The sequence below is a fragment of the Saprospira grandis genome, from assembly GCF_027594745.1.
Taxonomy (GTDB): Bacteria; Bacteroidota; Bacteroidia; order Chitinophagales; family Saprospiraceae; genus Saprospira; species Saprospira grandis.
Window position 1 is genome coordinate 3,197,271 of the sequence record NZ_CP110854.1, and the last position, 21,112, is coordinate 3,218,382.

Annotated in this window: 12 protein-coding genes; 9 read left to right on the plus strand and 3 right to left on the minus strand. The window is 46.7% G+C overall.

Features of this window, described 5'->3' with window-relative positions; all coding sequences use genetic code 11:
- Nucleotides 1-50 precede the first annotated feature (50 nt).
- The 6 genes from OP864_RS12630 to OP864_RS12655 all read left to right on the plus strand — a co-directional run bounded on the left by OP864_RS12630 (nt 51) and on the right by OP864_RS12655 (nt 10,475).
- A complete protein-coding gene (locus OP864_RS12630; protein WP_270098527.1) occupies nt 51-860 on the plus strand; it encodes a DNA/RNA non-specific endonuclease in 810 nt (269 codons plus the stop codon).
- A gap of 243 nt (nt 861-1,103) precedes the next feature.
- Complete coding sequence (locus OP864_RS12635; protein ID WP_015693481.1) at nt 1,104-2,525, plus strand: hypothetical protein; 1,422 nt, start codon at nt 1,104-1,106, stop codon at nt 2,523-2,525.
- A gap of 97 nt (nt 2,526-2,622) precedes the next feature.
- Nucleotides 2,623-3,891 carry a lipase family protein gene (locus OP864_RS12640; protein ID WP_270098528.1) on the plus strand — a complete coding sequence of 423 codons (1,269 nt, stop codon included), beginning with the start codon at nt 2,623-2,625 and terminating at the stop codon, nt 3,889-3,891.
- A 326-nt stretch (nt 3,892-4,217) separates the two neighbouring features.
- Entirely contained in the window at nt 4,218-7,274 is a 3,057-nt protein-coding gene (locus OP864_RS12645) for a M43 family zinc metalloprotease (RefSeq protein WP_270098529.1), read from the plus strand.
- 551 nt (nt 7,275-7,825) lie between these two features.
- On the plus strand, nt 7,826-8,899 hold the full coding sequence (locus tag OP864_RS12650) for a hypothetical protein (protein ID WP_270098530.1): 1,074 nt from the start codon (nt 7,826-7,828) through the stop codon (nt 8,897-8,899).
- Between the two features lie 4 nt (nt 8,900-8,903).
- Entirely contained in the window at nt 8,904-10,475 is a 1,572-nt protein-coding gene (locus OP864_RS12655) for a leucine-rich repeat domain-containing protein (protein ID WP_270098531.1), read from the plus strand.
- Here OP864_RS12655 and OP864_RS12660 read toward each other — a convergent pair.
- Nucleotides 10,472-11,554 (minus strand): DUF3810 domain-containing protein, encoded by a 1,083-nt coding sequence (locus tag OP864_RS12660; protein WP_270098532.1) that lies wholly within the window; start codon nt 11,552-11,554, stop codon nt 10,472-10,474. The two genes, OP864_RS12655 and OP864_RS12660, sit on opposite strands and share 4 nt — an antisense overlap.
- Nucleotides 11,555-11,634: 80 nt before the next feature.
- Here OP864_RS12660 and OP864_RS12665 point away from each other — a divergent pair, with 80 nt between their 5' ends.
- Together OP864_RS12665 and OP864_RS12670 are read left to right on the plus strand one after the other, a co-directional pair.
- Nucleotides 11,635-12,036 (plus strand): hypothetical protein, encoded by a 402-nt coding sequence (locus tag OP864_RS12665; RefSeq protein WP_270098533.1) that lies wholly within the window; start codon nt 11,635-11,637, stop codon nt 12,034-12,036.
- Between the two features lie 234 nt (nt 12,037-12,270).
- Nucleotides 12,271-13,032 (plus strand): amidohydrolase, encoded by a 762-nt coding sequence (locus OP864_RS12670; protein ID WP_270098534.1) that lies wholly within the window; start codon nt 12,271-12,273, stop codon nt 13,030-13,032.
- Nucleotides 13,033-13,603: 571 nt separating this feature from the next.
- Here the strand turns inward: OP864_RS12670 and OP864_RS12675 are convergent.
- Nucleotides 13,604-18,754, minus strand: coding sequence for a beta strand repeat-containing protein (locus OP864_RS12675; protein ID WP_270098535.1), 5,151 nt, complete (start codon nt 18,752-18,754; stop codon nt 13,604-13,606).
- A gap of 549 nt (nt 18,755-19,303) precedes the next feature.
- Between OP864_RS12675 and OP864_RS12680 the strand changes: the two genes are divergently transcribed.
- On the plus strand, nt 19,304-20,227 hold the full coding sequence (locus tag OP864_RS12680) for an Rpn family recombination-promoting nuclease/putative transposase (protein ID WP_270100807.1): 924 nt from the start codon (nt 19,304-19,306) through the stop codon (nt 20,225-20,227).
- A gap of 213 nt (nt 20,228-20,440) precedes the next feature.
- On the opposite strand, the gene OP864_RS12685 is transcribed toward OP864_RS12680, so the two are convergent.
- Nucleotides 20,441-21,094 carry a transglutaminase-like domain-containing protein gene (locus tag OP864_RS12685; protein ID WP_270098536.1) on the minus strand — a complete coding sequence of 218 codons (654 nt, stop codon included), beginning with the start codon at nt 21,092-21,094 and terminating at the stop codon, nt 20,441-20,443.
- Nucleotides 21,095-21,112 lie beyond the last annotated feature (18 nt).

A 21,112-nucleotide genomic window follows, 5' to 3' on the forward strand; every position in this document is an offset into this window, starting at 1 on the left:
ACAAACATATAAGAAAAGAGTTGGGGCAGCCCAACGCAAAAGCAGAACTTATGAATCGATTACTAGCATTTGGCTTTTTATTATTGGGCCTTTGGTCTTGTCAGCCTAGTCCGCAGGCGCCTGGGGGCGCTAGTCCGGCCCCAGCGGCAGCAGAGCAGCTTTGGACCGCAGAGCAGCTACTGGCAGATGTGCCAGCGGGTCAGGGGGGGCAATTGGTGCGTCATCAATTTTATCAGCTTTCCTATCGTTTGGATGCAAAAAATGCGGAATGGGCCATGTATCGGATCGACAGCCAGTCGGTAGCGGATGAGCGGGCGCCTAGGCGTTCTGGTTTTATCCAGGACCCTCAATTGGGGCGGCAAACGGCTAGTGATGCTGATTATCGGGGCTCGGGTTTTGATCGGGGGCATTTGATTCCGGCCGAGGATATGGATTTTGATCCCAAGGCCATGGACGAAAGCTTTTATTTATCTAATGTATCGCCTCAGGACCCCAGTTTTAATCGGGGGATTTGGAAAAAGCTAGAGGGGGACTTGCGAGATTGGGCCTTAGAAAAGGGGGATTTATTGGTGATTACCGGGCCTGTTTTGCCAGCAGAACTGCCTGTGGATGCTCCAAAAATTGCTGGAGACATCTTGGTGCCTTCGGCCTTTTACAAAGTCATTGTAGACCTAAAGGCGCGGAAGAGCATTGCCTTTTTATTGGCCAATGAAAAGTCGGATGCAGACTTAAGCAGCTTTGCTTTGAGTATTCGGGAGTTAGAAAATAAGACGGGCCTTAACTTTTTCCCTAAACTATCGGTGCAGCAGGCAGATGCTTTAGAACAGCAGAAAGAACTAGGCGATTGGTTGAAGGAATAGAGGGGATTTGGGGCAGAGAAAAAGAACAAAACTTTTTTTTTATCAAAAGTTTTGCATTTATGTAGAATGCTTCTATCTTAGCTAACAGAAAACGACAGTATTGGGGCCAATTCGCTTTTGGTTCTTTAATACAAGCGTTAGAATTTGATTGATTTTTGGTGATTAGAAGGTTTGTAAACTCGGTTTACAAACCTTTCTTTTTTTTCAGCAAAACTGTATATTCAGGGCCTTAATACTACAACTATGCGTCAATTTTTAGAAACCGAACAGAAAGCCCTAGAAATCAACCTCGACCCTAGAATTTACGGCTCTTTTGCCGAAATTGGGGCGGGGCAAGAAGTGGCTCGTTATTTTTTTAAGGTAGGAGCTGCGGCGGGGACCATCGCCAAAACGATTTCGGCCTACGACAAAGTGGTCAGTGATGACATTTATGGGCGGGAGCCTTCTGGCCGCTACGTTTGCGAGTCGAGATTGTATAAAATGCTAGACCATGAGTATGAGTTGTTGTTGGATCGATTGAGTGGGCAGCGGCCCGACCTCTGTTTGTTTGCCTTTGCCGATACCATTACCACCATCAATTACCACCGCACCATCAAGGGGCAGGGTTGGATGGGCATGCGCTTTCAGTTGAGTCCGCATGCAGAGCCCAACGAAATCGTTTTGCATATAGAGTTGCAGGATGGCAATGCCAATTTGCAGCAGCAGGCGGTGGGGATCTTGGGGGTAAATTTATTATATGCCTGTTATCGCTATCATGCGGATTATAAAGAGCTTTTGGCCTCTTTGCTGGATAAGCTGGAGGATCGGATTCGGATTGATGTGGTACGCATGAAAGGGCCCGATTTTGAACATATTGACAATCGTCTATTGCTCTTATCTTTAATAGAGCAAAACCTGACCGATGTGGCTGTTTTTGATAAGAAGGGGCAGCCCGTTCATATATCGGAGTTCTTGTATAAGAAAAACCTCTTGTTGGTTCGGGGCAACTACAATCCGTCTACCTTGCTGAGCCTAGATATGATTCGGGCCTCGGCGGCGCAATTTAGGGCCGACTTTAGTCGGCGGGCCATGGACTGCTTTGTCATGACCGAAATGACCCTTGATAGTCTGCAGGGAGAAGAAAATACCACCGATGAGAAAAACTTTTTGGAACGGGCGCGCTTGCTCAATCATTTGGGGCAGTATGTAATGATTACGGACTGCGACCGCTACCATAAGCTCATTCAATACGCCTTTGATTATCGGATTCAGCATTTGGGCTTGGTCCTTGAAAACAATTTGCTGCTTAGCTTGCTATCGGGCAAATATGAACGGAATAAAGATGGGCGTTTGCTCACGGCCTTTGGCGAGGTATTTACCCGCAATGTGACCCTTTATGCCTATCCAGAACTCAAGGAAGGCAGTGGAGAGCTGTTGCAAACCCATAATTTGCCCATTCCAGAAGGTATGCGCAACCTCTATCAGCATTTGCTGGACCAGCGGCAGATTCGAGATGTAGAAGGCTATAATGAGGATGTTTTACATATTCGCTCTAGAGAAGCCCTGCGCAAAATACAGGCGGCAGAAGAAGGCTGGGAGGCCATGTTATCGGATCGTGTGGCGCGTTATATTCAGGAAAGAGGGGCCTTTGGTTTTCCATTAGAAAGCATGGAGTTTGACTATTAAGCCGCTGGCCAAAAAAGCCAAAGAAAAACTTAAATAGGGGCACATTTTTTGATAGGCAAACGGCCGAAGTTAAATAGCATGGAAAAACAATAAATCAATGAAAACCAAAGGACTAGCGCCTGTACACTATCTTTTATTTTTAGTTTTCTTACTCCCTACTCGCAGTTTTACCCAACTGCAGTTTAAGTTTCAGCCCCGAGAGCAAGAAAAAGGGGCCTTCCGATTTTTTGAGCCCAAGGCTGAAGGCATTTCTCCGATCAATTTATTCTTTTTGGCCAAGTTCTCAGAACTGATGTATTTAGAGCGGATGGAGTACCAGCTGCGCTATCTAGAAAATGGCTATCAGCCAGTAGACAGCATTCCAGATTCGGAGTGGATCAAGCAATATGCAGCAGTTAATGACGACAATTTTCAGGAGGCTTTTCAGCTGCGCTTTGCTCATTATTTTGATTATCCCCGACAGTTAACGGGGATGAAAGAGGAGCAGCCTCCGCAGACCAAGAGTACCTTCCACTTTATGCGGAAAATGGCCTATTTGGGGGGCAAGAAAGATCAGGGGCTAGATCCCGAGTTGATGATTGTGAATACGCCTAGAGCAGTCGTTTTGGTCTATAGAGGCACCGATAAAGTAGAAGAAAACGAATGGAGCGAATGGAAGGGGACCGATTTTCGGATTCAGTTGGTTCAAGCGGGGGGCTTTCTCATCAATACTAAGGTGCATAAGGGCTTTTGGCAGAGCTTTGACCTGATTCGAGATGAGTTGATGCGAACCTTACAGCAAAAAGAGTTTAAACACAAACCTATCTGGATTACTGGACATAGTTTGGGTGGTGCTATGGCCATTATTTCGGGCGCTTACCTAAAAGCGGCGGGTCTACCCGTGCAAAATGTCTATACTTTTGCCTCGCCCCGAACTATTGGAAATAAGAAGTTTGCTGAAAAACTAGCGCAGCTACTGCCGAATAAGGTCCACCGATTTGAGTATTATCTCGACCCCGTGAGTATTCTTTGGGCGCCGGGCTATACCAATTGCGGGCAGCGGCATTGGTTTGATGCTGAAGATCTTGGCGGCTATCAATTGCATGAAAATGTAAGAGAACGCTATACTCCGCTTTCTCCTTTCAAGTTTCATAAACACCCTTTCAGAGATAAAAGAACGCTGGGCGAACTTCGCCTGAAAAAGGAAATGGAAAATGCTTGGTTGCCGGCTTTGCCTATTCGCTTTTGGTATCATAATCCGCAGTTTTACGTAAAAGCCGCCTATGAGCAGCTCACGGAAGAGCAAAAGAAGGTCTTACCCGGAGTAGACGATAGTTTTCCCTATCTCTATTTTGGCGGAAAATCTGGCATGCCAGGCTCTAAGTAGTTGGCTATTTTAGAGCTAGCAGCTCTGTTCTAGACAAAAGGCCCAAAACCTTAGTTTTGGGACTTGTCCAAAAAATACTGAGTTCGCTTAAAAAAAGAGACTAAAAAGATGTAACAAAATGAAGCCCTAGCCATTTATAAAATGGCTAGGGCTTTTTTTAGAATGCTAGCCTTTGCTGTTTTTTAGGTTAATCAAAATAATATATCTGTAAAAGGGGGTTTTTGTTGCCTTAAATTTTGCTATTTAATGCCCTAACTACTTACTTTTACATTGACTTTTGGTCAAATAATCAGCAAAATTCAATTGTCTAACTAAAACTAACATTCATGAGGTTACTCTACAGCTTACTGCTATTTACTGGACTGACTACAGGTCTTTTGGCCCAAAAACCAGCCAATGCACCCCGACCTGCCCAAAATCAAACTAGTTTTCAACGCACGCCCTCTGGCCATATTCGCTGTGCTACTGTTGAAATGGAAGCTGAACGCATGCGCAAGCAGCTCAAAACAAATTATGTAGAAGATTTTGAACGCTGGATTGCCCCTAAAGTAGCGGAATACAAACAAAAAGCGGCTAGAGGCGGTGCCAAATCAGTGGTCTATAGAATTCCTGTGGTGGTGCATGTACTACATAATGGCGACCCCATAGGCACAGACGAAAATATTTCTGATGCCCAAATCTTGTCACAAATTCAGGTAATGAATGAGGACTTCCGCAAATTGGCAGGAACCCCCGGCGATGGATCTGGGGTAGATGTGGAGATCGAGTTCTGTATGGCCCAATATGATGAAACAAATGGACCGTCTACTGGAATTAACCGTGTAAATATTGGACAAACAGGGGTTACTAGAAATCAATTAGAAAATACGATTAAGCCTAACACACAATGGGACCCTACCCAGTACCTGAATATGTGGACCTGCCGCTTTGTGGCTCCAGATGCAAGCTTATTGGGGTACGCCCAATTTCCAGATGCCTCTGGCTTAGCTGGTATGCCTGGAGGTGGTGCCGCAAATACAGATGGAGTCGTTATGCTTTTTAGTGCCTTTGGTTCTTCGGCGATTGCGCCTGGCGGAACCTATAACGCACCCTACGATCTAGGTCGAACAACTACTCATGAGGTGGGCCACTGGCTTGGCCTTCGCCATATCTGGGGCGATGGCAACTGTTCTGTAGATGACTTTTGTGCAGATACTCCAGAGTCTGATGCGGCTAACTTTGGTTGTGCTACGGGCCATGTTTCTTGTACTACTACAGATTTAGTCGAGAATTATATGGATTATTCTAATGATGCCTGTATGAATAACTTTACTGCTGACCAAAAAGCACGGATGGTCGTGGTCATGAATAACTCGCCTCGTCGGATGGAACTAGCTAGCTCTACCAAATGTGCACCTCCAACGCCAACTATTGCCTTTGATTTGGACCAAACGGCAGTAACTGAAGGGACCGATTGTAATTTTCAGGAGTTTACCCTAGATCTCAATATTGCTCTTCCCCCTTCTGATGATGCCGTCATTACTTTTGTTCCTTCTGGAACGGCTACCCAAGGCGAAGATTATGACTTTTTTCCTAGCTCAGTTACCTTTTTAGCGGGCCAACAAAACACTCAAACCCTAACGGTTCGTATCTATAATGATGGAATTATTGAAGCAACAGAAGACTTTACTATTGGCATGAATCTAAGCACTGTAGGCGATGCCGCAATTACAACAGCCGATACTCGCCAACATGTATTTACGGTCCAAGATGATGATTATGCGCCTATCGCTAACCAATTAGTTGATGTGATCAATGTAGACTTTGAATCTGGTGGCGGTGGATTTACAACCGATGGAAACGCAGGTTCTGACCTCTTCGGTCTAGGTACTGCCGCTACAGCTTCTAGTGCATTTTGGACCATCGACAACAGCAATGCAACTACTTTTGCTTATACCAATGATGATGAATGTAATTGCGATAAGGGCGCAGATTACCTCCTTTCTCCGGTCTTTAGCTTGCAAAATGCCAATTCTACAACCTTTAGCTTTGATCATGCTTTTGCCGATGAAGCGCCTGAAACTGGAGTGGTTTCTATTTCTACCAATGGCGCCGCAGGTCCCTTTGTACCCCTCCTAACGCTAAGTAATACTAGCACAAATGATGGTGGAGGTCGCCGGACGACACCCTGGGTAACTGTCAATAGCAATCTAGATGCTTACCTTGGCCAAAATAACCTTATGCTCCGCTTTGAGTATAGCGATGGCGGCGACTGGATGTATGGCATGGCCATAGATAATATCCTTTTGCAGGCTAACTTTAATACGAATATCCAAGAGGCTGTGAATACGGCCAATAATGATGATCTTCCCCTTGGCCCAAACAATATGGTGTATTTCTACGATCCCGCTACTTCTAATGTGATGGGAAGCATTGAAAATACTTCGGCTTGGGACTATGGTTGTACCACTCTAGAGGTAGACCGCTCTACGGCGAGTAATGCTGGACCTACCGCTCCTTTCATCGATTTGCTTGCAGCCAATGCCCTAATGGCCAAAACCTTTTACCTAGATCCCTCTAGCAATAATGCCTCAGGAACCTATAACGCAACTTTCTATTTTACAGAAGCAGAAATCGCCGCTTGGGAGGCCGCTACTGGAAAAACAAGAGCCGATCTCAAAATTGTAAAGGTGGCCAATAATCCAATTTCAGATGTGACGCCTGGCAATTATGCGAGCTATAATATCGAATATGTTCCAGCAACTATAGGTAGCTTTGGCGCCAATGGCGTAACGCTTTCGGCTAACTTTAGCACCGGCTTTTCTGGCTTTGGTTTTGGCGATCCTAGTCCCACTTTGTTGTCTAATAACCTACTCTCTTTTGAGGCCAAAAGAGCCGGAGACCAAGCTTTGCTAAGCTGGGAAACAACCGCCGAGGAAGGCTGCAATAGCTTTAGCCTACAGCATTCTGCAAATGGAATTGACTTTGAAGATCTTTTCCAAATTACGGCAGAAGGCCAAGCCGCTAGCTATCAGAAAGTTCATGCACGGCCGCTCAATGGCTATAATTATTATCGCCTCTTGCAGCATTTTGATAATGGCAGCACCTATTACTCTTCGGTCCGTGTACTCGATATGCGCCGTAATACCCTAGAGGCCATTCGCCTACAACCCAACCCCGCCCGAGAGCAAATTAACCTGCTATTTTACAGCAACTACAATAGCGAGATCCAAATGGAAATTGTAGATGCTTTGGGCCGACAAATTACGCCTCCAACAAGAGTGAGCGTGAGTGAAGGAGAGAACCAATTCCAGTTCCCACTTCAAGATTTGGCCGCCGGAATTTACTTCTTGCGCATCCAGCAAGGCGGGCAGAACTACCACCGCCGCTTTGTCAAACAATAATAGGCAGCTACTGCTTGATTATTAAATAGACAGCTCAACAGTTTTGTTGGGCTGTTTTTTTTGGGGCTGCCCCTCCCGCTGGGTTGAAAGCCAGCGCAAAGCGGTATCGCTTTGCGAAGCTATACAAAATGAGGGTTAAAACCCTCATGAATTATCGCTCGGGTCGGGCTGTTTCAGGGCTCGCAGGTCTGCTCGGCCCTGCGCCAGCAAGCTGGCTAGGTCTGGCCTTCGGCCACCCTTGTCCATCCCTCAGCCTGCGGCGCTTCGCGCCTGTAGGACGCAGATTTGGACCTCCAATATATTATTGCGTAGCAATACCGCTTTAAAGGGCCGAAGGCCCGCGGCTGAGGGGCTGTAGCAGGGCCGCCGAAGGCGGCAGACCCAGCGGGCGCAGCCCGCGCAGGGCCGAGCAGACCTGCGAGCTGCGCAATGGCCCGACCCGCCCGCAGGGCGGGGCAGCCCCAAAAAAATAAGAAAAAGAGAAGGCAGCTATTTGGGTTTTAGATTTCCCTTGGGCTGCTTATCTTTGGAGCTTATATAAAAAATGAAACATGAAACGGATCGGATTATTAGCCATTATTTTAATCATCTTATTGGGTTTGGCCTATTGGCTTTGGCAAGGGCGCGAGGAGTACAAAGACAGCTTTACAGAGGTAGAGCATACGCAATTTGCGGTAGAAAACGCTCGAGAGGTTTTGCATAAAATCTTTTTGGCCGATAAGCAGGGCAATCAGGCCCTTTTTGAAAAGCAGTCGGATGGCAGCTGGACCTATACCAATCAGGCGACGGGCAAGGTTTTTCGGCCTAGCCCCAATGCCTTTAATAACTTGATGGAGACCGTAGAAAAGGTACGGGCCAGAAACCGAGTGCCTGCGGCTTCGGTCAATTCGGTCCTTAAAGGGATTGGAAGTATTGGCATCAAGGTAGAGTTGTACAACAAACAAGATAAAAAAATGCGGACCTACTACATTGGTGGTCCAGCCGATGCCGGGCAGGCTACTTTTGCGGTCATGGAAGGTGCTGAGGTGCCTTATATGGTCTATTTGCCTAAGTTTTCGGGCAGTATTGACACCCGCTATACTTGTAGAGAAGAGGCCCTGAGAGATAAGGCCATGTTGCGCATCAACCCCAAAAAAATAGCTTGGTTAGAGATGGAATATTACTCGCCAGAGCAGCGGCCCTATTCTTTTCACATTGATTGCAATGGGGGAGAGGACTATAAATTGCGTCCTTTATACCAGATGCCCAATGGAGAGGATGTAGCCCAGGGGCAGCTGAAAAAGGAGTATATTTCGGCCTATTTGGAGGAAATGGAATTCATGGGGGCCGAGCGTTTGATTTATGATGCGCCTTTGCGAGATTCTATTGTCAAAACGGTTCCTTTTGCCCAATTGCGTTATGAATTTGAGAATGGAAAAAAGGAGCAATTGAGCATTTATCCGGTCATTAACCCTTCTTATGACCGTGGCGATGGTCGTCCGGGTTTGCGCGAGCGCATCATTCGATATTTTGTCGATCGGGATGAGGATCATTTTTATTTGGCCCAGAATCTCGTTTTGCAAAAGCTGCTACGTCCATATGACTTTTTCTTAGTGACGGAGGCTCCCCAGGCTCCCCAACAATAAACTTATGCCCAATCGATTTACTACCGACGAACTGGCCAACTTATTACTGCTGCTGCGGAGTTCGCAGCCCGAAAATGTAGAATTGGCCTTTAGCCTTTTGGCAGAAGGGCCGCAGCCTCCCCAGCTGCTGGCCGCTCTTTTTTATGTCTATCAGTTTGCGCCTACTGCTTCCATTGCCGAGGCGGCCGAGCGTTTGCTACGGGCCAATCCGAGGCTAGCGGCTTCGGGGGTAATGGATTTTTATTGGCAGCAGATTAGCCGATCGCTTCTTTTATCTTCTCAGGAAAAGACCTTGGCCCAGCAGCTTCATCTTTGCCAGGCCGAGGCCGATTTGCCTGCCAAGCTATTGGCCGAATGGCTTTATGAGGACCATAAATTGGGGGCCTACTATTTATTGGATGGGGGCCGAAAGGCCGATGCAGATTTGAGTTTTTGCCAAAAGGGCGATTTGATCGACCTTTCTCAGGCGGGCCTAGAAGAGTTTCCCTTGGCCGTTTTGGCCCATAAAAATCTTCGGCATCTTCGGCTCAATGATAATTTTTTGCGCCGCCTCCCGCCAGAAATTGCCGAGCTAGAGCAGCTAGAAGTCCTAGAGCTATCGGGTAATCAATTGCGTAAATTGCCCAAGGCGTTGTTGTCGCTCAAGCAGCTCAAGCGCCTAGAATTAGGCCGCAACAACCTCAAGCAATTTCCCAGCTTTTTGGCCGAGCTTCCTCAGCTAGAAGCCTTAGAACTGACCGGCAGTTGCCAGGTAAATTTGCAAAGGGGCTTGGCCCTGCCCGAAGAATTTTGTCGCGCTCCAAAGTTGCGGCAACTAGGCCTGGCGAATTACAAACGGCCCTCGCAGAGCCTCAAAGCCTATACGCCCTTTCATAATTATCCTCATTTTAGCGAGCTTCAGCTGCCTGCAGGGCAGCGCCTTCCCTTAGAGCAGCCCTTGGCCATGGCGGCCTTGGCTTTTGAGCAGAACAAAGAGGGTTTGGCTTTTTTGCTTCGCTATAGCGAAGACTCGGAGCAAAAACGTCGCTTATTGGCCCATTTCTATCAGGAAGAAGCCAAAACCATGGACCTTTCTGGGCAGTATTTAGAGCATCTTCCTGCCGAAATTGCCGATTTTGATATAGAGATTTTGGACCTTAGTCAGTGCCGACTAGGCTTGGTGGGCAGTTACTACAAACAAAAGGAAGAGCTATCTAAGGGGGCAAAGCAGGTAGACCGAGAGCGGCTCCATATTTTGGGGCAATTGAAGAATATGCGGGCCTTGTCCTTAAAAAATTGTAGCCTTACAGCCCTGCCCGCCTCCCTATTTGATTTGCCCAATTTAGAGGATTTGGACCTCTCTTATAATCTCTTAGAGGAGTTTCCAGAAAACTGGAGGGGCCTGCCCAATTTGCAGCGCCTTTCCTTTTATCAGAGCTTTTCGGTCTATAGTCCCTCTTTAGAATTACCCAGCAGCTTTTTGCAACTCAAGCAATTGCGAGAGCTTAGGTTCTATTTGCATCGGGCGGCCAAAGAGGGCGTAAAAGAGCAGATTAAGGCGCATTTTGGGCCAGAATTACAATATTTACTCGATTAGTTTTGCTTTTCCCAGGCATAAACCAAGAGAATCATGCGGTCATAGGAGGCCAGACCTTCTTCTACGCCTTGCATTTGCAGGTAGGTTTCGTAGGCAATGCCATGCAGGCCGGGAACAAACTCAAAATAGGGGCCCATTTGCGCATAAATGGCGGCTAAATCTTGATGCACCCCTCTGTCGATTTGTGCTCGCAGATAGCGATAATAGCCGTGGTCACTATACTTTAGCTCGGAGAAAATGTAGCGCCAATAGGCCAGTTGGCCCGTATAACGGATAAAGGCATTGGGAGAGGCCTTACAAGCCAAATAAGCCAAAAAATTGCAGCTGGCCTCATCGCCAAAGCCGTAGCCATGGGCCAGTTCATGCGCAATGGTAAAGGGTTGTTGCAAAGGGTGTAGGGCCGATTCTATATGGGCTTCTCCCGTAAAGGGCCAATAAAATCCAGAGGCATTAAAGCCATAGCCCAAGCCCTTGGGCTGCAAGGCCCGCAATCTAAAATTTGCCTGATGCGGATAGCCCAGTTTGGCCAGCTCAGCCTCCAAACAAGTACGCAGATGAGGCACTATATCTTTGGGCAAAATTGCACTATCTAAAGCAAAACTATCTAATGGACCAATTTCGGCTCGGGCTTGGGCCACCGCTTCGAGTATTCGGCTGCCCTCTGCCCGCATTTCTTCTTGAGAAAGTGGGCGAACGGCCAATTCTAGCTGTTCTTCTAAGGGAATTCTTGCATAATTATAGCCCCAAAGGCCCAAAAAAAGACTAACAATTAGGCCTATGAAATTGGCGCTGGCTCGTAGCTGTAAGCCTAAAAATGCTCTCCAACTGCCAAAAGGCCGGGCCCGAAACAGGGCCCAAATCCGATAGGCGGCCCAAAGGAAAAAGCTGGCCCAAAACAAATAGAAAGCCGCAAAAGGCAGGGGCGAAAAAAGCGCATCTAGTCCTTGGCGGATCCATAAAAAGAGGCCTCTGGCGTAGTAGGTCTCGCAATGGGCCGGAAAAAATCCCCAAAAAACTCTTAGCAAAAGGGCCAAGAGGCCAAGCAGGAAAGGGAAGTAGTTTTTCAGGAAAAACCGCATATTTTCTATATTTTGGACAACTGATTAAAACGAACTCATTTTGGGGCAGCCTAGCGCCCTTTAGCAATAATACTCAAGTTATGGATTTCCTTTTGGCGCTCAAAGCCTTTTTCTTGGGCTTGATTTACCTAGGCGGTATTTTTGCCTTGGCGGGCTTCCTTTTGCCCATTTTTCCGCTTCCCCTGCTCTTGTATATCCGTCAAAAGTTACTCCATTTTAGTGATAAGGTGGCCGTAAAAAATGAGGCTAGAGGACGCCAACTATGGCGCTTTTCTAGGGGCTTAATGATGGGGATTTCGGCCCTCTTACTCTTGGGCCTTATGGCCTACGCCAGCTACAGTTTTCAGTGGGTTTTGGGGCAGTATATCGCTGTAGAAATGCCTGCTTTTTGGGGCTATTTTGCCTTGGGGCTGGCGCTTCCTCTTTTGTATTACTTTTGGGTGGTTTGGAAAATGTACAAGCGGCAGTTGGCTACTTTCTAATGTATAATTTGGGGCTGCCCCGCGCGGCCAACTGCGGCCCAAGGGCCTTGTTGTCGCTTGGGTCGCTCCACTTCGCAGCTCGCAAGCCTGCTCGGCCCTGCAGGCTTTTTCGCTTTGCTTCAAAAGCCTTGGGTCTGCCGCCTGCGGCGGCCCTGCTTCGGCAGCTCAGCCTGCGGCGGCTTCGCCGCCTGTCCGCTGCAGAGGGCCAAATTATCTTGCATAAAACATCAGCTTATGAAAATTACCTTAGTCCAAGCAAATTTGCATTGGGAAGATGCTTCGGCCAATTTGGCCCATTTTGACCAACTTTTGGCGCCTTTGGCCCCCAAAGAAAGTGATTTAATCATCTTGCCCGAAATGTTTACAACGGGCTTTAGCATGAGTCCCCAAAAATTGGCCGAGCCCATGATGGGGCCCGCTATGCAATGGATGCAGCAAAAAGCCCAAGCATTGGAGGCTGTTTTGGCGGGCAGCCTCATTATTGAGGAAGGGGGAAAGTACTACAATCGTTTTGTTTGGATGCCTCCTTCAGGCGATTATCTCTGTTACGATAAAAAACATCTATTTACGATGGCCCAAGAAGAGTTGCATTATGAGGCGGGCCAAGAAAAAATAATCATCGCCTATAAAGGCTGGCGGATCTGTCCTTTTGTTTGCTATGATCTTCGCTTTCCGATCTGGAACCGAAACCGCCAAGAGGAGCCGTATGATTTGGCCATTTATGTGGCCAATTGGCCCGACAAGCGCAGTGCACATTGGCGGGCGCTGCTTCAGGCCCGAGCAATAGAAAACCAAGCTTATGTTGCTGCTGTAAATCGGGTAGGGGTTGATGGCACAGATTTGTATTATTCTGGCTACAGTAGCCTAATTGCTGCCGATGGCAAAATATTGTTTCAGTTAAAAGATAAGGAGCAAATAAAAAATATAAAGATATCTATAGATGAATTATTAGCTATACGGAAAGGGCTCCCTTTCTTGAAGGACCAAGCAAAATAGACTTTTGTATAGAATTATTCTATTTAGAGTCTTAAAGGGAGTGAAAACTTAAATTGTATACTGTAATTAATTATTATATAGTATATTTGAAGACTTGTTCTTCATACATTTTTAGGGGTTAGTACCTGCTCACATTTTTGTGGGCAGGTCTTTTTTACATATAGTGCGTGAAAAATATACATCATGTCATTTTCAGGTGAAAACTGTTAAAAAATAGTAATTCGTTGAATTTCTATCAAAATACATTATATTTGGACTACTTGTTCTTCATACATTTTTAGGGGTTAGTACCTGCTCGCATTTTTGTGGGCAGGTCTTTTTTTTGCCCTGAGGCAAGGGTTGGGCTTGGCGGCGAAGCCGCTAGGGCCCGTAGGGCCCATGGCTGAGGGATGGATAGCAGTGGCCGCAGGCCAGACCCAGCCGCCAAAGGCGGCGCAGGGCCGAGCGAATAGCGAGCTGCGACACAGCCCGACCCGCCCGCAGGGCGGGGCAGCCCCAAAAAAAGAAAATAAAAAAGGGAGCATCGGAAAAAAATCCAATGCTCCCAAAATTTTAGAGAAAGACAGAGGGTTTAGTTACCTCGACGTTTTTGCGTTTTGGCTTCTTCCTTCTTTTCTGCCTCTGTTTTAGTAGTACTTCCACGACGTTTTTGGTCTTTAGTCGAGGTTTTTGTCCGCTTATTGCTTTGCTTTTTATCGTTTACCGTAGATCCACTATTGGTAGAGCTATTTTGGTTATTATTATCAGCTTTGCGGTCGGCGGTATTGCTAGTTCCTCCTCCGGCATTATAAGTAATGGCAAAGGTTTGTGTGGTACTTCCGTTATTGTTTGTGGCGGTAATTTCGAGCAAGTTGCTACCTGGGCGCAGGCCAACATTATTAGCTTGGAAATTGATGCCTGAAAGTTGGAAGTTCGACATATTCTGGCCGTTGAGCTTAAAGCGAACTTGGCTACGATTGTCTACATTCGTGATGGTAGCGCGAACATTGACGGTACGGACCGAGCTCGTTCCAAGGCGAGGGCTAGTAAAGGTAACAGAAGGTTTGGGGCGGCTATTGGCGCCATTATTTCCTCCTGAATTTCGAGGATCCTTGGTATTGTTATTTCCGCCGATGGTGCTAGAGTTTCCGCCAGAAACATTGAGAGAGCAATCGGCTAGGCTAGCGCGTTTATTTTCGGAGTCGCTACCGCCGGTAGTTTGTGCAGAAACGGTAAACGTGATAGCGCCAGAGCCGAGATTGCTTACATCTACGCGGGCGTTTAAGCGGCTACCGGCTAGGGTAAAGTCAGAAACTCTACGGCCATTAACTTGGAAGCTCACTTCATTTTTGCTGCTCACATTAAGGACCTCGGCCGAAACGGCGGCGAAGCACTTATTGAGGTTGGGGCTAATAATTACATTGAGGTTGCGTACATCTGGAGTTGGAGCGGGTTTATAGATCAGGGTAACGGCATCGCTAGCGGTACCAGCGCTATTTTGTCCAGAAATGCTAATGCTATTATTGCCTTGGCGTAGGGGGACATTGGTTGCGCTAAAGCTAGTTCCACTAAAGCTAAAGTTACTCACAGCTCTACCATTCACCAAGAAGCTGACATTGCTACTGCTACTTACATTTCGGATGGTGGCCCGAATTGTCGTGCTATTGCTAGCGGCCGTATAAGGGTTGCTAGAGGGCGTAGTAATATCTACTGTTGGTGGTTGTGGAGCGGGTTGATAGATCACCACGGTTTGGTCAGAGGCATTGCCTTGGGCATTGCTTGCGCTAACGACAAAGGTATTATTGCCCGTATTCAATCGGATATTGGGGGCTGTAAACTTATTGTTGCTAAAGCGGAAGTTGCGGTTGGTTTGGCCATTCACTGTAAAGCGGATATCATTGGCTGAATTGACATTAAAGACATCGGCTTGAATATCGACTTGGTTTTGGGCCACTGTATGTGGATCGGCAGAAGGAGAGGTAATTCTCACCGTAGGTGCAGGTGCTGGCTTGTAGGTAATCACGGTTTGATCAGTAGCGCTACCATCTTGGTTGCGCACCTTGATACTAATTTGATTGCTTCCTTGCTTAAGATTTACCGAAGCAGTAATTGTATTATTGGCAAAATTGAAATTAGACACATTCTGATTATTCAGGCTAAAGCTAATTTCTGATTTGCGGCTAATATTGCTAGTTGTAGCAACGATACGAGTATTGGTATTCGGGCTGTTGTAAGGATCTGTCGAAGGCGTAGTAATCTTCACTGTGGGTGGAGTAGAAATACGCTGCGGTTTAAAGATCACTACAGTTTGGTCCGAAGCATTACCATCTTGGTTGCTGGCCGAAACGACAATCGTATTATTCCCCTGTTGTAGGCGGACATTATTAGCGACAAAGCTAGTTCCGCTAAAGCTAAAGTTGCGAACGGTTTGTCCGTTTACCGTAAAGCGAACATTACTGCTACTGCCTACATGCTGGATGCTAGCTTTTACAGTTGTGCTATTGCTTGTGCTTGTATAAGGATCAGCTGAAGGAGTTGTAATATTGACCGTAGGGGGAGTGGGAACTCGCTGCGGCTTGTAAATAATCGTGGTTTGGTCCGAAGCATTACCATCTTGGTTGCTGGCCGAAACGACAATCGTATTATTCCCCTGTTGTAGGCGGACATTATTAGCGACAAAGCTAGTTCCGCTAAAGCTAAAGTTGCGAACGGTTTGTCCGTTTACCGTAAAGCGAACATTACTGCTACTGCCTACATGCTGGATGCTAGCTTTTACAGTTGTGCTATTGCTTGTGCTTGTATAAGGATCAGCTGAAGGAGTTGTAATATTGACCGTAGGGGGAGTGGGAACTCGCTGCGGCTTGTAAATAATCGTGGTTTGGTCCGAAGCATTACCATCTTGGTTGCTGGCCGAAACGACAATCGTATTATTCCCCTGTTGTAGGCGGACATTATTAGCGACAAAGCTAGTTCCGCTAAAGCTAAAGTTGCGAACGGTTTGTCCGTTTACCTTAAAGCGAACTGCACGGTTGTTATCTACATGCTGAATACTGGCTCTAATTGTCGTTGTATTGCTCGGCGTATTATAAGGATTGGCCGAGGGCGTAGTAATATCTACTGTAGGTGGGGTAGCTACGCGCTGTGGCTTATAGATAATGGTGGTTTGGTCCGAAGCGGTACCATCTTGGTTGCTGGCCGAAATCACGACTACATTATTACCCTGTTGTAGCGAAACATTATTGGCGCTAAAGCTGCTGCCGCTGAGGCTAAATCGACGAATTGTTTGCCCATTTACCTGCATTTGCACATCATTGCTATTATTCACATTGCGAATGGTTGCGCGGATGTTTGCCTGACTAGCGCTAGAGGTATAAGGGTCGGCAGAAGGACTTGTAATACTTACTGTAGGTGGATTGGGGTTGCGCTGCGGCTTGTAGATAATCGTGGTTTGGTCTGAAGCAGTACCATCTGGGTTGCTAGCCGAAATCACGACTACATTATTACCTTGCTGTAGATTCACATTGGTCGCCACAAAGTTGGTCCCCGCAAAGCTAAAGTTGCGTATTGTTTGCCCATTTACCTGCATTTGCACATCATTGCTATTGTTCACATTGCGAATCGTCGCCCGAATCGTCGCCCGATTAGTAGAAGCCGTATAAGGATCTGCTGAAGGGCTAGTGATGTTTACCGTAGGAGGTGTGGGGGTACGCTGCGGCTGATAAATAATGGTCGTTTGATCCGAAGCATTGCCATCTTGGTTGCTGGCCGAAATAACAATAAAGTTATTGCCCTGCTGTAGGTTGATGCCCGTGGCCACAAAGCTAGTTCCGCTAAAGCTAAAGCTGCTAGAGGCCTGACCGTTTACGGTAAAGCTGATGTCGCGGCTAGTGCGTACATTGCGAATGGTCGCCCGAATGGTCGCATTATTATTACTGCTGTTGTATGGATTGGCCGAAGGTGTCGTAATGTTTACCGTGGGAGGTGTAGCATTGCGCACTGGCTGATAGATAATGCTCGTCTGATCCGAACCATTTCCATCGCTGTTGCTAGCTGTAATGACAATGTTATTGCTTCCTTGCTGCAAGTTGATGTTGCTCGCCACAAAGCTAGTTCCACTAAAACTAAAGTTGCGAACTACCTGACCATTTACGGTGAAACTAATGTTGCTGCTGCTCCGAACATTGCGAATAGTCGCACGAATGGTCGCACTGCTGCTCGAGCTGTTATAGGGATTAGAAGAAGGACTCGTAATGTTTACCGTAGGGGGATTGGGGTTGTTTGTATTGTTGTTTACAGGCTGCTTGTAAATAATAACAGTCTGGTCAGAGGCCTGACCCGCATTATTACTAGCCGATACGACTACCGTGTTGCTGCCATTTTGCAAAGAAATATTGCTCAAGCTAAAGCTGCTTCCACTAAAGCTAAAGTTATTAACCGATTGACCGTTTAGCGTACAACTTACATTGTTGCTGCTGTTTACGTTGCGAATGGTCGCTCTTACACTAGCAGAACTGCTGCTTGTGGTATAAGGATTGGCCGAGGGAGTCGTAATGACTACGCTGGGGGGAGGATCCTGACGAATAATAGGCTCGTAGTTAATAGTGGCCACATCTTGGTCGGTTCCAGAGGGGTTGTTTGCCCGAATGTTGATGTTGTTGGCTCCCTGCTGCAATCGAATCGTTACTTGAAAATTCCCATTGCTATAGCTAAAGTTGTCAATTACCTGCCCATTCTGAATAAAACGAATATCACTGGCCGAACGTACGTTCCGAACAGTCGCCCGTACAGTATAACTGCTGTTGTTGGTCGTGGCCGAACTGCCCGAAGGGTTCGTAAAGCTTACCTGCGGAGGCGCCGCCTGAGGATCTGGCAAAGGCTTCACTTCCTCCTCATGATGGTCCGTCAAACGACCATGAATAAAGAAATTGGAAAAATGATGAATCTCATTGTTGCCATCCCGAACAACCCCGTCAAAGTTGTCCGTTAAGGTCCAGTTCACTCGATGCCCAAAACCAATAGCAAAACGAGGCGTTACCCAATATCCCAACTCAAAACCAACAGAAGGCGTAAAGATGACGCTATAATCTCCCCAACCATCGGTAAAGGTCTCATAGTCGCCATCACGGCCACCCACAAGCTGGTCCACAATCTCAGAAGAGCTTAAGGTCGAGTCTCCCGCTACACTATTATAAAGGTTGATGTACTCATCATCCAAAAAAACACGCTGGTCCAACTGATCATAAGCTACCCGATACCAACCCAATCCAATTCCACCATAAAGCGATAACCAGATGTTGTGATTGCGACGTAGGTTCTCAAAGTTGATTCTAGCTTCCAATGACAAATCATTAAAGGCGGTGCGGTGGTTGTGGTACACAAAGTTGCTTCCCCCATTACTCACCGAATAATCAGGGTCAAACAAAGAATTAGACTGCCCATTCAACAAACTGTTGTTGCTGATATCGGTCAACTGATCGTCCTGCCCATAGGTCACGGTCCCCATATAACGCATTCGCAAATCTAAAGATAAGGGCCTGCTCGGACTGTAATAAATGTTCTTTCCTAGGTAGATGGTCCAACCACCTCCCAGTTGCGTGCAAGCGTCGCTCTGCTGCCAAGCAACACCTCCACCACCGCCCAAAAACCAATGACCGCCATAGCCATCGCTCTCCTGAGCCTGTAGCTGCCCCAAACTCCCCAAAGAGAGCAGAAGCACTAATACTGAATAAATAAATGATCGCATAAATTAAGGTTTAAGTTATGTATGTATGTCCGTTTTATTTGGTTTGCTCTCAGTCTACTTTCGTGCCAAGCCAATTTTTTTTACAGCCTCGGGAACTAAAACTTAAGTAGGCCCAAAAGTACCATTTTTAACGCAAGGGCCTTTATTCCTAGCCTTTAACTAAGTTTTTAGGCGTAAAATAGCTCGCCCTTTATGCCCAAAATTTTAGTATGTTAAAATTAAACAGTAACACTTTTTTAACAAAATTTAAGGGCTTTTCTTTTGGGGCCTCCCGCCTGCGGCGGGCGCTACGCTTCAGGGCTCGCAGGTCTGCTCGGCCCTGCGGCCTGACGGCCTTGGTCTGCGGCTTCGCCGCCCCCTTTCGCATCGCTAGGCCAGGCGCTTCGCGCCCCCAAACCGCAAATTTGGCCCAAATTTTAAATTAAGTGTATTTAACTGTTAACCATCTGGTTTTCAGTCCTTATAGTTGGTGGTATACGCAGTTTTTAGTGCTGCATTTTTTTAGCACCTCATTTAAATACCTTAATTTTGGGAAAAGAAGAAAAAAAGATGATCAAGGATCGCTATATCAATCCACTAACCGATTTTGGATTTAAGAAGCTTTTTGGCGAGGCCGCCAATAAGGAGCTACTCATCCATTTTCTCAATCAGTTGCTGCCCGAAAAGCATCAGGTGGAGGATCTCGAATATCTCCCTAGCGAACGCCTGCCTTCCAGTTTTCTGGACCGAAAAGTTATTTTTGACATCTATTGCACCAGCAGCCGAGGCGAGCAGTTTATTATTGAGCTGCAACGCAGCAAGCAAAATCATTTCATCGATCGCTCTATTTTTTATAGCACCTTCGCCATTCAAGAACAATCCGAACGGGGCGATTGGAATTTTAAGCTCTGGCCCATTTATACGATCTGCATTCTTGATTTTAAGATCAATCAGCCCAATCCCCATAATCGAGTGATTCGCTATGTACAGCTCAAGGACCAAGACAAAGAACCCTTCTTTGAAGACCTTACCTATATTTATATCGAGCTGCCTAATTTCACCAAAACCCTAGATGAGCTAGAAGATCTACAGGATAAATGGCTTTATCTTTTCCGTTATTTGGCCAAATTAGAAGATCGGCCCGCGGCTTTGCAAGAGCGCATTTTCACGGGGCTTTTCCATGCCGCCGAAATTGCCAGCTACTCTATTGAGGAGCGCCAAAATTATGAGGTCTCCCTCAAAAAGCATCGAGATATTAAAAATGCTATCGACACCGCCCTAGAGGAGGGCCTAGAAAAAGGACGGGAAGAAGGCCTAAAAGAAGGAGAAGAAAGAGGCTTAGAAAAAGGACTCGAACAAGGACGAGAGGAAGGTGAGCTAAAGGCCAAAAAAGCCATGGCCAAACAAATGCAGGCCGCCAACTTAGCCCTAGAACAAATTGCGCAAATTATTGGCTGCTCCCTAGAACAAATCAAAAATTGGCTAAAAGACTAGCCCTAAACAATAGAAAGCTTGAACCTCTGTAGGTTCAAGCTTTTTTTGGTCCTACAGGCCCGAAGGGCCGCAGGCTGAGCTGCCGAAGCAGGGCCGCCGAAGGCGGCAGACCCAAGGCTTTTGAAGCAAAGCGAAAAAGCCTGCAGGGCCGAGCAGACTTGCGAGCTGCGAAGTGGAGCGACCCGCCCGCAGGGCGGGGCAGCCCCAAAAAAATCAAAAATCAACAATAATGTCTTTGCTCTGAATCCGCTGCTCAAAAATATGAGGATAATAATGGCGGAGCTCCTGAATAAAAAGCGCAAGAGGGAGGTCTGCAAAATGACCATACTCCTTTTCGTAGCTCATAAATGGCTGTCCAGATTTATCCGATTCTTGAAAAATGGCCTCATCTTGCCCATTAAAATCTAGAGGGGCCACATTAAGGCGCTCGCAAAGCGTTTTATTGAAAACGGGGGTGAGTTTGATCCAACGATTGTGCAAAAAAACCTCGGTGTAGGCATGAAAAACCATCAGGTCGGTCCGCAGATATTCCTCTACTTTTTTAGTGGCCAAATGGTTGCGCACATTGGCAAAACCGAGGCGGGCGGGAACTCCTATGGCCCGAAGACAACTGGCAAAAAGGACCGATTTCTCGACGCAATAACCATAGTCTTTTTGCAAAATATAACTGGCCCTCAAGGCCTCCTTTTTTAGGCGAAGATGATAAGGGTAGTAGCTCCAACCGTCTCGAACGGCATAGTAGAGCGCCTGTACTTTTTCGGCTGGGGTTTTTGCTTGGGCACTAACTTTTTTTGCAAATTCCTGAATATCAGGATGGTCAGATTCTATAAAATAACTGCTGGCCAAATAGGGCGCGAGCTCTTGCATAAAGATAAATTTTAGCGG